Source organism: Streptosporangium sp. NPDC006013 (genome assembly GCF_040614275.1).
In the GTDB taxonomy this organism is placed as follows: Bacteria; Actinomycetota; Actinomycetes; order Streptosporangiales; family Streptosporangiaceae; genus Streptosporangium.
This window is the reverse complement of the sequence record NZ_JBEXUE010000239.1, coordinates 1-15289: the sequence shown is the minus strand read 5'-3', so window position 1 is coordinate 15289 and position 15289 is coordinate 1. Positions and strand designations below refer to the sequence as shown.

Below are 15289 nucleotides of genomic sequence, written 5' to 3'. Positions count from 1 at the left end.
CGAGGCCCTCGCGGGCGATGCGAACATCACGCAGTGGAACACCCAGGGCCGCAGGGCCAGCTACCTGCAGTTCAACCCGGGCGCCGCGACGGCCGGCGGCGAGCCGATCGGTGACGGGCACCCCGCGCTGAAGGACGTCAGGGTGCGCCAGGCCATCCATCACGCGATCGACAAGAAGGCCCTCGTCGAGCAGGCGCAGAACGGTCTCGCCGTACCGGCGGACGGTTCGATCATCCCGCCGATGTACCAGGAGTTCTTCTGGAAGGCCGAGGGCGACAAGGCAGTCACCTTCGACCTGGCGGAGGCCAACCGCATCCTCGACGAGGCCGGCTACGCCAAGGGCGCGGACGGCGTTCGCACCATGCCCGACGGCGGGCGCAAGCTGGAGATGCGCTTCAGCATCCACACCGACGAGCCCGTCGAGGACAAGATCGCCCAGTTCCTCACCGGCTGGCTGAAGGACATCGGCATCCAGCTCACCACCCGCAGGCTCGACTCCAACAAGTTCACCGAGGAGACGGGCAGCACGGCGCTCTACGACATCGCGATCAGCGGCTGGTCGGTCAACCCGGACCCGGAGGAGATCCTGGCCACCCACCTGTGCAGCCGCAGGCCCACCGCGAGCGGGCAGGGCGGCGGCACCGAGTCCTTCTTCTGTGACAAGGAGTTCGAGAGGCTCTACCAGGCGCAGCTGGCCGAACTCGATCGAGCCGCCCGGGTCGAGCTGATCAAGCAGATGCAGGCGCGGCTCTACACCGAGGCTCCCGTCGTCGCGATCTACTATCCCAACAACCTGGAGGGCTACCGCAAGGACCGGATCGCCTCCATCACCCCGATCCCCGAGGACAACGGCATCCTGTACGGCGGGAGCAGCTACTGGCCGGTCTACTCGCTGCGTGCGGTGGAGCGCGCCGCCGCCCCGGCCGGGAGCGGTTCGGGAAGCGGCACCGTGGTGGCCGTCGCGGTGGCCGTCGTGGTGGTTCTCGGCGCCGGGGGCTTCTTCCTCCTGCGCCGCCGCCGCGCCGCCGCCGACGACCGCGAGTAGCGGCCGATGCTCACATCGCCGCAACAGGCGAGGGGCGACACCGAGGAGGGCGGTGCCCGCCGGGCCGTGGCGCGCTACGCGCTGGTCAAGCTCGGCGGGGCACTGCTCAGCATCGGACTGGTGATCGTCGCCACGTTCTTCCTGTTCCGTCTGATCCCCGGCGACCCCACCATCGCCTACACCCGCGACGTGCCGGTGACCCCGGAACAGCTCGCCCTGCTCAGACGGCAGATGGGCCTGGATCGGCCGCTGGGCGCGCAGTTCCTGGACTTCGTGGGCCGGACCCTGCGGCTGGACCTGGGCACCTCGTACGAGTACCGCAGACCGGTCGCCGAGCTCATCGGCGACCGGGTGGGGCCGACGTTGCTGCTGGTGGGCACCGGGCTGGCCGTCGCGGTCGGCCTGGGCATGTGGCAGGGCACCAGGGCCGCCTGGCACCACGGCGGCCGTTTCGACCGCTTTTCCACCGGGACCGCGCTGACCCTGTGGTCGGTGCCGACCTTCTGGCTGGGACTGCTGCTGCTCATGGTCCTCGCCGCAGGGATCGGCCCGGTACCGGGCCTGTTCCCCACCCGGGGCATGGAGGACGTCGACGCCCCCGGCGGGCCGCTCTACCTGCTGCACGTCGCCCACCACCTGGTGCTGCCCTGCCTCACCCTGGTCGCCGTCGTCTACGCGCAGTACCTGCTGGTCATGCGCTCCTCGCTGCTCGACGAGATCGGCCAGGACTATGTGACCACCGCCCGCGCCAAGGGCCTGCGCGACGACGACGTCCGGCGCCGTCACGCGGTGCCGAACGCGCTGCTGCCGACGGTGACCCTGGTCTTCATGCAGATCGGGTTCGTGGTCGGCGGCGCGGTCTCGGTGGAGTTCGTCTACTCCTGGCCCGGTCTCGGGCTGCTGTTCGTCGAGGCGATCAGGGGACCCGACTACGCCGTCATGCAGGGCACCTTCATGCTCGTCTGCGTCGCGGTGATCGTCATGAACACGCTGGCCGACGTGGTCTACCACGTCCTGGACCCGAGGGTGAGGTCGGCTTGAGCACGATCGCCCGCACCCGCCGCCGCGCCGCTCTGGCGCGGTTCTGCCGCCGGTACGCCAGGCAGCGGGCCGGGCTGTACGGGGCGGCGATCCTGCTGGTCGCCGTCCTGGCGGCCCTGCTCACGCCGCTGCTCACCGACCCGTCGGGGATGGACGTGACGAGGGCGACGGGCGCCAGGATGGCACCGCCGAGCATGGACTTCCCGCTCGGCACCGACGAGTCCGGCCGCTCGGTGGCGCTCATGCTGCTGTGGGGCGCGCGGGTCTCGCTGCTCATCGGGTTCATGTCGGCGCTGCTCAGCATGGTGATCGGCACGGTGTTCGGCATCGCGGCCGGGCACTTCCGGGGCTGGGTCGCCGCCGTGCTGATGCGCGTCACCGACTGGTTCCTGGTGCTGCCCGCGCTGGTCCTGGCCATGGTGCTCGCGGCCATCCTCGGCGGTGGCCCGTCCACGATCATCCTGGCGATCGGGGTGACCTCCTGGGCGTCCACGGCGAGGCTGATCCGGGCGCAGACGCTGGCGGTCGAGGCCAGGCCGTACATCGAGAGGTCCAGGGCACTGGGCGCCGGGCACTGGCATGTCATGACCCGGCACGTGCTGCCGAACGTCGCCCCGCTGGTCCTGGCCAACACCACGCTCATGGTGGCCAGTGCCATCGTCACCGAGTCCACCCTCGCCTTCCTCGGCGCGGGCTCCGGCCAGGTCTCGTGGGGCAGCATGCTGCGCGGCTCCTACGACTGGGGCGCGGCCACCTCGGGAGCCTGGTGGTACGTGCTGTCGCCCGGCCTGTGCATCATCGCGGTGGTCCTGGCGTTCACCCTCTGCGGGCGCGCCCTGGAGACCGTACTCAACCCGCGGCTGAGAGGAGCCTCGTGACCCTGCTCGAACTGCGCGACCTGGCGGTGACCTACCGGGGCGCGGCCGGGGACGTGCCCGCCGTGCGGGGCGTCTCGCTCGGCCTGGAGGCCGGTGAGGCCCTCGGCGTGGCGGGGGAGTCGGGGTCGGGCAAGTCGACGCTGGCCATGTCCCTGCTGCGGCTGCTGCCCAGGGACGCGCTGGTGTCCGGGGAGATCCTGCTGGACGGCGAGGACGTCCTGGCGATGAGCTGGGGGCGGTTGCGCGCGGTCCGGTGGGCCTCGGCCTCGCTGGTCTTCCAGGGTGCCCAGCACGCGCTGAACCCGGTGCGCCGGATCGGCGACCAGATCGCCGAACCGCTGCGGGTACACGGCATGGCGACCGGGGCCGAGGCGCGGCGCAGGGTGGCGGAGCTGCTGGAGCAGGTCGGCCTGCCGGCCTGGCGGGCGCGCGGCTACCCGCACGAGCTGTCCGGCGGCCAGCGCCAGCGGGTGATGATCGCCATGGCGCTGGCCTGCTCACCCCGCCTGATCATCGCCGACGAGCCGACCACCGCGCTGGACGTGATGATCCAGGCGCAGGTGCTCTCGCTGATCCGCTCGCTCATCGCCGAGCACGGGATCGGCCTTGTCATGATCTCCCACGACCTGTCGGTCCTGGCGTCGACGTGCGACCGGCTGGCGGTCATGTACGCGGGCCGGGTGGTCGAGTCCGGCCCCTCGCGCGAGGTCTTCACCGGCGGGCGGCACCCCTACAGCAGGGCGCTGGCCGAGGCGTTCCCCACCGTCGGGGACCCCGCCTCCAGGATGGCGCCCAGGGGACTGGGCGGTGACCCGCCCGACCCCGCGCACCTGCCCGCGGGGTGCTCCTTCCACCCTCGCTGCCCGGTCTCGCTCGTCTCGTGCGCGTCGGAGCCGGTCGAGTTGCGGGCTGCGGGCGACGGCACCGGAGCGCCGCACACCGCCGCGTGCGTCCACGTCAGTGAGGAGAGCCGATGACCCTGCTCGAAGCGCGGGAGGTGCGGGTGGAGTTCGCCTCGCGCGGGCGCCGCGCCCGCGCGGTGGACGGGGTGAACCTCGCCGTGGGCGAGGGGGAGATCGTCGCGCTGGTCGGCGAGTCCGGCTGCGGCAAGACGACGCTGGCCAGGACCCTGCTCGGTCTGGAGCGGCCCACCTCGGGGTCGGTCCGCTACGGCGGTGTCCCGCTGGCCTACTCATCGCGCGCCCTGCGGGCCCACCGCCGCGAGGTGCAGCTCGTGCTCCAGGACCCCACCGGATCGCTCAACCCCCGGCACACCGTCTACGAGGCGGTGGCCGAGGGGCCGCGCATCCATCGCCTGCCCGGCGAGGGCGACCTGGTCGCCTCCGCCCTGTCGAGGGCCGGGCTGCGTCCTCCCGAACGGTTCTTCGACCGCTACCCGCACGAGCTGTCCGGTGGCCAGCGCCAGCGCGTCGTCATCGCCGGAGCCCTCGCGCTGGAGCCCAGGGTGCTGGTCGCCGACGAGCCGGTGGCCTCGCTGGACGCGTCGGTACGCGGCGAGATCCTCGCCCTGCTGCTCCGCCTCCGCGCCGAGCTGGGCCTGTCGGCCCTGGTCGTCACCCACGACCTCGGACTGGCCTGGAACATCGCCGACCGGGTCGCGGTGATGTATCTCGGCAGGATCGTCGAGTCGGGGCCGGTGGAGCGGATCCTCACCTCGCCCTCGCACCCGTACACCCAGGCACTGCTGTCGGTCCTGCCGGAGTCGCGGTCGCCCGTGGTGCTGGGCGGCGAGCCGCCGGACCCCACCCGGATCCCGGCCGGCTGCCGCTTCCACCCGCGCTGCCAGGTGCTGGCCTCGGGCGCGGCGGCCGAGGCGGGGGTCGAAGGGCTGTGCGCGTCCGGGGAACTGCCGGTCCTGCCGTCCTCGGCCGGGGCCCAGGTCGCCTGCCACCACGCCGAGGCCCGCTCCGCCCGGCGCGAGGCGGAGTCGGAAACGGAGTCGGAAACGGAGGCGGAAACGGAGTCGGAAACGGAGGCGGAAACGGAGGCGGAGCGGCGGTGAGATGAGGCGACCGGCCCCGGGCGAGGCCCTTCCCGAAGGACGTTCACGGAGAACGGTTCCGGAGCCCGGCTGCCGAGGCCGATAACAGGGGCCGATCTCGGGGGCCGCTCTCGGGGGCCGGGCCGGCAAGCCGGACTCAGAGGCCGGGGAGGAGGCCGTTCCTGAACAGGTCGACGAAGAGCCCGTGGTCGGCCCTGGCCCGTGCCCCGTAGGCGTGCGCGAAGTCGACCAGGGTGCGGGTGAAGCCCTCGGTGTCGCCGTCGATCACGGCCACGATCGCGTCCTCGGTGGAGAAGTCGACCAGGTCGTGGCTGGACTCGTCGTCGGCCACCGAGTGCATCCTGGCCACCGCCCGGCCCAGGTCGCGAATCACCGAGGCGAGCTCGTCCGGCTCGTTGACGTCGCCCCAGTCCAGGTCGGCGGTGTAGGGGGAGACCTCGGCGACCATCTGGCCGACGCCGTTCAGCGTGGTGTAGCCGAGCCACGGGTCGGCGTACGCCTGCAGGGCCCGCTGCGATTCGGCGGTGCGGTGGCCCTGGTGCTTGAAGTAGCCGTGCACCTTCTCGTCCGTCACGTACCGCGCCACGGCCGGGACCTGGGCCTGCTTCATGTAGAGGATGACGTCGTTCTCCAGGGCCTGGGTGTGGCCCTCAAGCAGCATGTTGTACGAGGGCAGCCCGGCCGAGCCGATCCCGATGCCGGTGCGGAGCGCGAAATCCTTGATCTTGTGCTCGACCGCCGAGACGGTGGGAAGGGTCGTCAGGTAGTCCTGGAAGGCCGCCTCCACCAGCTGCCGGGTCTCCTCGTCGACCGGGTAGCGGCCGTCCATGACGGCGAACCTGCGGTCGAAGTTCTCGACGGTGGTCTCCAGCTCCAGCAGCGCCACCCGGGTGTTCAGCCGGGCGTGCTGCAGCACCCGGTGCAGCACGCCGGTGGTGGTCTCTAGGGTCAGCGAGCCGATCGCGTCGTCCCCACCCTCGGAGATGCCGGTCAGCTCGGCGAGGTAGGCACCGGCGAACTCGGTCACCAGGGCGGTGATGACGTCGTCGGACAGCGCCTTGGCGTACCCGATGAGCGCGATGCTGGCCGAGAACCGCCGCAGGTCCCAGATGTACGGTCCGACGTAGGCCTCGTCGAAGTCGTTGACGTTGAAGACCAGCACGCCGGAGGCGTTCATGTAGGTGCCGAAGTTCTCGGCGTGCAGGTCGCCGTGGATCCAGACCCGCCTCGTCTGGTCGTCCAGGAAGGCGTCGTCGGCGAACTCGCCGGTCATGTCCGCGTAGAACAGGCAGGCGCTGCCCCGGTAGAAGGCGAACGGTGAGGCGGCCATCTTCCGGAACTTGCGCCGGAAGGCGGCTGGATCGCGCTTCATGGAGTCGCCGAACTCGGTGATCAGGACGTCGAGAATGTGCGCCGAGCGCCCATCGATGGTCATGGTCCGCACGCTAGGGCGTACGACCGAAACTCCGCCAGTTCTCCGAGATTACAGATCTGGAACGCACCAATGGCCGGGCACGGCTCGCGCGGCGTGGCGGGCGTCGACAGCCGCACCGCGCGATCATAGATTCGACGATGAGATGAGGTCCGCAAGGGGAGTGGAGGTCGACATGGCGGTGCTGGAGGGCAAGGCGGCGGTGGTCACCGGAGGGTCGCGGGGCATCGGCCGGGCGATCGTGGAGCGCCTCGCCCGCGACGGGGCGGACGTGCTCTTCAGCTACGCGAGCGACGCCGGCGCCGCGGCCGAGGTCGAGCGGACGGTCAAGGAGGCGGGCGGGAGTGCCTGCGCCGTCCAGGCCGACCTGGCGGAGCCGGGCGCCGCCGAGCGGCTGATGGAGACCGCGGAGGAGTTTCTCGGCGGCCTCGACATCCTGGTCAACAACGCCGCGCTGAGCTTCACCCCGACCCCCGTCGCGGAGACCGGCGAGGAAGTGTACGACCGCGTCATGGCGGTCAACGCCAGAGCCGTCTTCCTGACCATCCGATACGCCGCCAGGCACATGCGCGACGGCGGGCGCATCGTCAACATCTCCACACTCAACACCGTCCGCCCGGCACCCGGCATCGCCCCCTACGCGGCGAGCAAGGGTGCGCTCGAACAGCTGACCGCCGTCACGGCCCGCGAGCTCGGCGGCCGGGGCATCACCGTCAACACGGTCTCGCCCGGTGCCACGGACACCGATCTGCTGCGCGGCACCAACCCCGCGGCGGCCCTGGACCAGGTCGCGGGCATGACCTCGCTCGGCCGCCTCGGCGAGCCCTCGGACATCGCCGACGTCGTGGCCTTCCTGGCGGGCCCCGACGGCCGCTGGCTCACCGGCCAGAACCTCCACGCCAACGGCGGCCTCGGCTGAGGATGTAGGCGAGCGTCTCCCGGCCGCGACCGCTGTCAGCGGCCCGGCCTTCCTGTGCCGTTGCGCTGTGCCGTGTTCGGCCTCAGGGTTCGCGGGCGCAGAGGTACGCGTCCAGGTCGGCGGCGCCCTTGAGCATGGCGCGGCCCCGGGCGGACAGGCGGGCCTGCCAGTCGCGCAGGGTCGACTCCAGCGGGGCGACGCCTCCGGCGGAGCGGACCTGAGCGATCAGCGGGGCGATCTGCTCCAGCAGGTAGCCACCCCGCCTGAGCTGGTGGGTCAGCCGGACGTCCCGTACGTCGGCCGCGCTGTAGATCCGGTAGCCCGTCTGCGGATCGCGGCGCGGCCGGACCAGCCCGGCGTTCTCCCATTTGCGCAGGGTGGCAGGGCGGATGCCGAGCCTCCTGGCCAGCGGGCCGATGAACGTGTCGCCGCGCTCCTGCGGCACGGGCGCCAGATCGCGGAGCGCGGCTTCGACGGCCTGGAGGGTGCGGCGGTCGTCGAGGAGTTGGCCGTGGCTCTCGTCGATGAGCCGCAGCGCGTCCTCGGTGGCACCCCGGTTGACCGCCTGCATGATCGACGTGGCCGTCTGGTGACCGTGCCCGGGCATGAGGGCGAGGAACGCGCGCAGGGCTTGCGCGTGCAGCGGCGTATAGGTGCGATAGCCGTGGACGGTGCGTTCGGCGGCGGGCAGGATGCCGGCGTCCTCGTAGTTCCTGATCGCCTGGGTGGACAGGCCGTGCTCGCGCGCCAGGTCCACTGGCCTCATGGATGCACCACCGATTGAAGGTTCGTCGCGATGAGAGCGGGGATTTTCCTGGAAAAGTTTACACCGAATGTTCAGCGATACCGTTGAAGGCATGGATATCAAGGACACGGCCCGGCCGCTCGATGGCACGGGCGTCTCGGCGTTCCTCCGGTCGCTTCCCGCCAAGCCCCTGCTGCTCGGCCTGGGCGAGGCCAGGCACTTCGTGGGGGAGCTGGGCGAGCTGCGCAACGAGATCTTCCGGCATCTGGTCGAGCACGAGGGCTACCGGTCGTTCGCCATCGAGAGCGACTGTCTCATGGGCCTCGTGGTCGACGACCACGTCACGACGGGCACCGGCACGCTCGATGACGTCATGGAGCGCGGCTTCAGCCACGGCTTCGGCGCGTCACCGGCCAATCGCGAGCTCGTGCGCTGGATGCGCGCGTACAACGAGGAACATGATGAAAAGCTCCGGTTCTTCGGCTTCGACGGCCCTCTGGAGTATTGGGCCGAGAGCCCGCGCCAGGCGCTCACCGGTCTCCACGGCCTTCTCGACGGCCCGCTCCCGTGCACGATGGAAACCCTCGACGCGCTGCTGGGCCCGGACGACCGGTGGTCGAACGAGGCCACGGCCATGGATCCGTCCCAGTCGATCGGCCGGTCCGCCGACGCCCAGCGGCTGCGCCTGATCGCCGACGACCTGGTGGCGCTGCTCGACACGCAGGCGCCGCGGCTGAGCGCGGAGGACAGGGAGCGGGCGGCACTGTACGGGCGCACCGCCGTCGGCCTGCTCCGCTACCACTCCTGGATGGCCGACGCCTCCCCGGAACGGTGGACCCGGCTGTCGGCCCTGCGGGACGCGATGATGGCCGCCAACCTGCGTGCCGTCGCCGAGCAAGGCCCGGCCCTGGTTTTCGCCGGCAACCTTCACCTGCAGCGGAACAAGAGCCTCATGCCGTTCGGCGACCAGGCGCTGGAGTGGTGGAGTGCGGGGGCGATCGCCGAAACGCACCTGGGCGACCGGTATGCCTTTCTGGCCTCGGCCCTCGGCACGGTCGGCGACGACATTCCGTCCCCTGACACCGTCGAGGGCCTCCTGTCCACACTCCCGTGGGACCACTCTCTCATCGACGCCCGCCGCCTGGCCGAGGCCGTCACGAAGCCCGCCCCGCGCATCTCCCACGATTTCGCCTATTTCCCGCTGGACCCGGCCCAGCTCGACATGATCGACGGCATCGTCTTCCTCAAGCAGGCCGTCAGGCTGAAAAAGCTGGGTTGACACGCACGCGCATCAATCACACCATCCATGCCCGCCTCCTCACCGAAGACGGTGCCCGGGATCGCCAGGCGATCGCCGCTGTGCGGGCTGGTCGCCGACCCGCTTTGACGGTAACCGGCTGCGCCGACAAACCGAGGGCTTCCCATGTCGGCGGCCGGTCCTGACCGGCCTTCCGTTCCCGGGCGGTCAGGCGGGCGGCCGCACGGTTCGAGCTGGGCGGGAGGCGTTGTTTTGGGCCTTGTAGGCATCCGGCGCCGGGGTTACGATCCGCGTAATTATTAGGAAACTTTCCTAAATGGAAAGGCATTTACGTGCGCCGATTAGCCTCCATGCTGCTGGTTCTCGCCATGGCAGCCACTCTCGCCGCTCTCTCGTCCCCCGCCTCGGCCGCCGCCCGGCTCACCGCGGTCTTCACCCTCACCGGCACCCAGGGCAAGTTCGTGGTGAGCAACCCCGGCACCACTCCGGTTACCGGCTGGTCGATCACCTTCGACCTGCCCGCGGGCATCACGGTCAGCGGTGCCCAGAACGCCACCACCACGCAGAACGGGACGCGGGTCAAGCTGACCCCCGCCTTCTACATCAACACGGTACGGGCGAACGGCAACACCGAGCCGTACAGCCCCACCTTCACGCTCAGCGCGGCGGCCCAGCCGGTGAGCTGCACGATCAACGGCGCCAACTGCGACGGCAGCGGCGACCCGCCGCCCCCGGACGCGCCCGTCACCGCGACCTACTCGGGGAGCGGCACCCAGGGCAGATTCGTGGTCGCCAACAACACCGACACCGCGCTCAACGGCTGGTCGATCACCTTCGACCTGCCCGCCGGGGTCACCGCGAGCGCCGCGCAGAACGGGTCGCTGAGCCAGAGCGGGCGCCAGGTCACGCTGAGCCCGGCCCACTACAACACGACCGTGGCGGCACGCGGTACCACCGAGCCGTACAGCCCCGCGTTCACGCTCAGCAGCGCGTCCGCCGAGCCGGAGAACTGCAGGATCAACGACGTCAGGTGCGACGGCGCCGCCGACACGCCGCCCGGCGCGCCCGGCAACCTGCGTTCGCCGGTCAAGACCACCAGAACCGTCTCGCTGGCCTGGGACGCCGCGACCCCGGGCAGCCTGCCGATCTCCGGCTACCAGGTCTACCGGGGCGCCGACCTCGCCGCGACGGTCACCGGGACGAGCACCACCGTCACCGGCCTGACCTCGAACACCGAGTACACGTTCACCGTGAAGACCAGGGACCGGAAGGGAACCCTCTCCCCGGCGAGCGCCGCGCTGAAGGTGACCACCAACAACGCCGGTGACGACACCCAGCCGCCGACCGTGCCCGCGAACCTGCGCGTCACCGGCAAGAGCTCCTCCAGCGTCTCGCTCACCTGGGACGCCTCGACGGACAACAAGGGCATCGCCGGGTACGAGGTCTACACCGGCGCCACCCTGGCCACGACGGTGACCGGCACCTCCGCCACGGTGAGCGGGCTGTCGCCGTCCACCGAGTACACGTTCACCGTGAAGGCCCGCGACCTGTACGACAACACGTCGGCGGCGAGCACCGCGCTGAAGGTGAGCACCGACGACATCATCGGCAGCGGATACGCCAGGATCGGCTACTTCGTCCAGTGGGGCATCTACGGCCGCCAGTACTTCGTGCGCAACCTCGACACCACCGGTGCCGCCGCGAAGCTGACCCACCTCAACTACGCCTTCGGCAACATCGACCCGGTGAACCTGACGTGCCTGCAGGGTGTCACCAAGGGCACCACCGCGAACCCGCAGGACCCGAACCAGGGCGACGGCTCCGGCGACGCGGACGCCGACTACGGCAGGCCGATGAGCGCGGCGCAGTCGGTGGACGGTGTCGCCGACACCGGCTGGGAGAAGCTGCGCGGCAACTACAACCAGCTCCGCAAGCTCAAGGCGAAGTATCCGAACCTCAAGGTGCTGATCTCGCTCGGCGGCTGGACGTACTCGAAGTACTTCTCCGACGTGGCGGCCACCGACGCGGCGCGCAAGAAGTTCGTGAGCTCCTGCATCGACACGTACATCAAGGGGAACCTGCCGGTCTACAACGGCGCGGGCGGCCCCGGCAGCGCCGCCGGGATCTTCGACGGCATCGACCTGGACTGGGAGTGGCCGGGCTCGGAGGGGCACGCGGGCAACCACATCGGCCCGAACGACAAGGCGAACAACACGCTGCTGATCGCCGAGTTCCGCAGGCAGCTCGACGCGCTGACCCAGGAGACCGGCAGGCGCTACCAGCTCACCGCCTTCACCCCCGCCGACCCGGCGAAGATCGCCGCCGGCTGGGACCTGCCCGAGGTCGCCAGGTCCCTGGACATCTTCAACGTCCAGGGCTACGACTTCCACGGCGCGGGCAGCGACAACTCCTGGGAGCCCAACCGGGCCGGACACCAGGGCAACCTGTACGCCGACGCCGAGGACCCGTACCCGTTCCATTTCAGCGTCGAGGACTCGGTCGACGTCTATCTCCAGGCGGGGGTGAACCCGCGCAAGATCACCATTGGTCTCGCGTACTACGGGCGGGGCTGGCAGGGCGTCGCCGACGGCGGGAGGTTCGGCGAGTGGCAGACGGCCACCGGCGCGGCGCCGGGGCAGTTCCCGGACGAGGCGGGCACCCGCGGATACGCCAACCTGCTGGCCTCCGTGCCGGGATGCGCGGTGAGACACGACGAGCAGTCGGTGGCGACCTACTGCTACACCGGCAACGGCGGTCAGTGGTGGACCTTCGACGACGTCTGGTCGATCGGGAAGAAGACCGCGTGGCTCCGGAGCAAGGGCCTGCTCGGCGCGATGGTCTGGGAGATGTCCGGTGACCCCGGCACCCTGACCACCGCCCTGGACGCGGGTCTGCGGTAACCGTTCCGCCCGGCTCGCCGGGACGCCGCCCCCCGGTTCACCACGGGGCGGCGTCCCGGCCCGTCACCCCCGCCAGGCGCAGGGCGCCCCTGGTAGCGCTCGGGCATGCCGGGGCGAGAAAGGGGAACTCGTGGACGGCGTCGATCGCGTACAGGTCGGCGGACCTGTCGGGCATCGCGCGGTGGAAGCGGGTGACGACGGCCGAGAGAGACGTTCCGGGCACGGGGCCGGCTCCGTTCGTACCGAAGGCGGCGGGACCGGTCAGCGTTCGTAGTCCTTCAGGGTGATGGCGTTCGCCGTCTTCCTGATGCTCCTTGCGATCAGTCCCTTCCACGGCACGTAGGGCAGCAGCTTGTAGTTCTGGTTGACGATCCAGGCCTTGAGACGGCTCTCGGGAACCATCCAGCCGCCCACTCCGTCCGCCGACTTCTGGCAGCCCTTCGCGTACTCGCGCATGGCCTCCTCGTAGCGGGCGAAGCCCACCCGGTGGTCGCCGCCCGCCGCCGCCAGCTCTCCGGCGAGGACGTAGGCGCCGACCATGGCCAGTCCGGTGCCCATGCCCGACAGCGGTGAGGCGCAGCAGGCGGCGTCCCCGAGCAGCACCGACCGGCCCTGGGACCAGCGGTCCATGTGGACCTGGCTGATCGAGTCGAAGTAGAAGTCCCGGGCGTCCCGCATCGCGTCCAGCAGCCGGGGGGTCTCCCAGCCGATGCCGGCGAACGCCTCGGCGAGGATTCTCTTCTGCTGCTCGACATCGCGGCGGTCATAGCTCAGCGGCGGGGAGCCGAAGTAGAACATGGCCTTGGCCTCGGTGTTCTTCCGGGCGCTGTACATGGCCACGAGCCTGCCGGGGGTGTTGTAGAGCCGTCCGGTGTGGTCGAGGCCGAGGTGGTTGGCGGTGGTGAAGATCGCGCAGTACAGGCCCATGTCCCTCACGAACCGCGACTCCGGCCCGAACGCGAGCGCCCGGACGTTGGAGTGCAGCCCGTCGGCCCCCACGACCAGGTCGAACCGGCGCGGCGCGCCCCGCTCGAAGGTGACCTGGACGCCCTTGGCGTCCTCGGTGATGGAGGTGATGGAGTCGTCGAAGACGTACTCGACGTCCTTTCCGGTCCGCTCGTACAGGATGCGCGCCAGGTCGCCGCGGAGGATCTCCACGTCACCGCTGAAGACGTCGGCGGGCATGCTGGAGATCTTCTTGCCCGCCTCGTTGACGTACGACATCGCGCCCATGTTCGTCTGCTCGCGCCGGACGTCGGCCAGGATCCCCATCCGGTCGAGCACGGTGAGGTGCGCCTCGCCGCGGAAGTCGACGGCGTAGCCGCCGTCGCGGGCGTCGGGCGCCCGCTCCACGATCGTGGGGGTGAAGCCGTGGCGGTGCAGCCAGTAGGCCAGCGCCGGACCGGCGACGCCGGCCCCGGAGATCAGGATGTTCTTGTTCTTCAGACGCGGTGTGGTGTCCATGCCGTGAGCCTGTCCGAGGGCGCTCACCGGAGGCTCACCGCAGGCTCACCGGCCGCGAGCGGGCCGGCGGGCCGCACGCCCTCGGGGGCAGGGAGCCCAGCCCTGAGCCGGCCGCGAGCGGGTCAGCCGGGCCGGAGCATCCCGCGGTCGGTGACGCTGTTGATCGGTGACGTCCGGATGACGGCCTCGGGGATACCGGCCAGGCGGAGCGCGTCTGCCGTGGGCAACAGGGTGCCCGCGCGGTGGGCGGCCTCGTACGCCGCCTCGCCCAGCACGGCCCGCGCCGTGGCGGCCGTGCGGGAGACGCCGGGGTCGTCGGCGACGGAGAGTCCCCGCAGGGAGACGGCCGCGCCGAGCAGTACGGCGGCGGCCGGGGCGTCGCCCTCCAGCAGGGCGATCTGGGCCAGGGCCTCGACCGGGCGGGCGCTCTCGGTGATCGCCCCCGTTCCCACGGAGACCTCGACGGCCCGCCGGTACAGGGCTGCGGCCTCGGCAAGGTCCCCGGAGATCTCGGCGATCCTGCCGAGCCCGAAGAGCGCGCCCGTGCGGCCTCCCGCGCTCTTCACCCAGTGGGTCTCAAAGCGTTCGAGCGCCTGCTCGTACAGTCCGCGCGCTCCGGCCAGGTCGCCCTCCAGCCGTGCGATGTCGCCGAGGCCGCGCAGCGCCGCGGCCAGATAGGTGGGGCTGCCCGCGCGGCGGGAGATCTCGGCGGCCCGCTCGTAGTCGGCGCGCGCCCGCGCGAGGCCGTCGCCGGTCGGGTCCCGCCCCGCCCACGCGGCGTGGACGCGGTAGTCGCCCCGGTTGCAGAGCAGGTCGGGAACGTCCTCGATGGCCCCGAGCCGCTCGGTGAGGGCGAGGGCCTCGTCGGTCAGGGCGATCGCCTTTCCCTCCTCGCCGCGCAGCGCCGCCAGACCGGCCAGCGCGTCCAGTGCCAGCGACGTTCCCCATCGGTCGCCCAGTGCTCGGAAGGCGTCCGCGGCCGAGGCGAACTCATGCTCGGCCCGGGCCGGGTCCCCGCTCGAAAGCTGCGGGTATCCCCAGAGCAGATGGACGACGGCGTGCTCCCAGGGGTCGGGCCCCGCCTGCCCGCGAGCGATCACCGAGAGCGCGACGCTCGGGTCCTCCGCGTCGGCGGTGATCATCGGCCAGAGAAAGGTGATGACCGGATGGCGGTGCGGCCGTTCCGGGGCGACGACGATCGCCTCGGCCGTCGCCCGGTGGCGCTCCCACGCCTCCCGCCCGCCGTCGCCGGCCGCCGCCGTCAGCACGCAGAGCACGTACTCGTCCCCGAGTTCGGGGGGCGGGCTGTCACCGATCTCCTCCAGCAGCGTGACCGCCTGCGCCGTCGCCGAGACACGCATGCCGCGCATCCAGGAGTACGACGACAGGGAGGCGAGCAGCCCGAGGCCGAGCTCGACCTCCCCGGCCTCGGCGGCCCGGCGCAGTGCCGCCTGGAGGTTGTCGTGCTCGGCGACGAGGGTCGTCCGCTCGGTGGTGGTCAGCTGCGTGGACAACACCCTCGGTGACATCCGGCTGAGCGTCCGTACCGGCTCGCAGCTTGACGTCACCCGCTCGGCCCAGGGC

At 71.2% G+C, this 15289-nt stretch carries 13 protein-coding genes; 8 read left to right on the top strand and 5 right to left on the bottom strand.

The window, feature by feature from the left end; translation table 11 throughout:
- The 5 genes from ABZ260_RS30400 to ABZ260_RS30380 form a co-directional block, all read left to right on the top strand.
- The coding region (locus tag ABZ260_RS30400; protein WP_355624693.1) for an ABC transporter substrate-binding protein at positions 1-1045 on the top strand (1045 nt) is incomplete at its 5' end.
- 6 nt (positions 1046-1051) lie between these two features.
- Positions 1052-2086, top strand: coding sequence for an ABC transporter permease (locus ABZ260_RS30395; protein ID WP_355624691.1), 1035 nt, complete (start codon positions 1052-1054; stop codon positions 2084-2086).
- Positions 2083-2964, top strand: coding sequence for an ABC transporter permease (locus tag ABZ260_RS30390; protein ID WP_355624689.1), 882 nt, complete (start codon positions 2083-2085; stop codon positions 2962-2964). The genes ABZ260_RS30395 and ABZ260_RS30390 overlap by 4 nt, the downstream gene beginning before the upstream one ends.
- Positions 2961-3941 (top strand): ABC transporter ATP-binding protein, encoded by a 981-nt coding sequence (locus tag ABZ260_RS30385; RefSeq protein ID WP_355624687.1) that lies wholly within the window; start codon positions 2961-2963, stop codon positions 3939-3941. The genes ABZ260_RS30390 and ABZ260_RS30385 overlap by 4 nt, the downstream gene beginning before the upstream one ends.
- Positions 3938-4987 (top strand): ABC transporter ATP-binding protein, encoded by a 1050-nt coding sequence (locus tag ABZ260_RS30380; RefSeq protein ID WP_355624685.1) that lies wholly within the window; start codon positions 3938-3940, stop codon positions 4985-4987. Before ABZ260_RS30385 ends, ABZ260_RS30380 begins: the two co-directional genes overlap by 4 nt.
- Before the next feature lie 136 nt (positions 4988-5123).
- Here ABZ260_RS30380 and ABZ260_RS30375 read toward each other — a convergent pair whose 3' ends face one another.
- Complete coding sequence (locus ABZ260_RS30375) at positions 5124-6422, bottom strand: DUF2252 domain-containing protein (RefSeq protein WP_350952342.1); 1299 nt, start codon at positions 6420-6422, stop codon at positions 5124-5126.
- Between the two features lie 142 nt (positions 6423-6564).
- On the opposite strand from ABZ260_RS30375, the gene ABZ260_RS30370 reads away from it, so the two are divergent.
- On the top strand, positions 6565-7338 hold the full coding sequence (locus tag ABZ260_RS30370; RefSeq protein ID WP_355624683.1) for an SDR family oxidoreductase: 774 nt from the start codon (positions 6565-6567) through the stop codon (positions 7336-7338).
- An 82-nt stretch (positions 7339-7420) separates the two neighbouring features.
- Here the strand turns inward: ABZ260_RS30370 and ABZ260_RS30365 are convergent, their stop codons facing one another.
- A complete protein-coding gene (locus ABZ260_RS30365) occupies positions 7421-8104 on the bottom strand; it encodes a TioE family transcriptional regulator (RefSeq protein ID WP_355624681.1) in 684 nt (227 codons plus the stop codon).
- 91 nt (positions 8105-8195) lie between these two features.
- Here ABZ260_RS30365 and ABZ260_RS30360 point away from each other — a divergent pair, with 91 nt between their 5' ends.
- Entirely contained in the window at positions 8196-9362 is a 1167-nt protein-coding gene (locus tag ABZ260_RS30360; RefSeq protein ID WP_355624679.1) for an erythromycin esterase family protein, read from the top strand.
- A gap of 311 nt (positions 9363-9673) precedes the next feature.
- The gene (locus ABZ260_RS30355; RefSeq protein ID WP_355624677.1) at positions 9674-12241 is read left to right on the top strand and encodes a glycosyl hydrolase family 18 protein; all 2568 of its coding nucleotides are present in this window, start codon (positions 9674-9676) and stop codon (positions 12239-12241) included.
- Positions 12242-12278: 37 nt separating this feature from the next.
- Here ABZ260_RS30355 and ABZ260_RS30350 read toward each other — a convergent pair whose 3' ends face one another.
- From ABZ260_RS30350 to ABZ260_RS30340, 3 genes are all read right to left on the bottom strand, one after another.
- On the bottom strand, positions 12279-12464 hold the full coding sequence (locus ABZ260_RS30350; protein WP_355624675.1) for a hypothetical protein: 186 nt from the start codon (positions 12462-12464) through the stop codon (positions 12279-12281).
- 38 nt (positions 12465-12502) lie between these two features.
- Positions 12503-13705, bottom strand: coding sequence for an FAD-dependent monooxygenase (locus ABZ260_RS30345; RefSeq protein WP_355624673.1), 1203 nt, complete (start codon positions 13703-13705; stop codon positions 12503-12505).
- Positions 13706-13827: 122 nt separating this feature from the next.
- The coding region (locus ABZ260_RS30340; RefSeq protein WP_355624671.1) for a tetratricopeptide repeat protein at positions 13828-15289 on the bottom strand (1462 nt) is incomplete at its 5' end.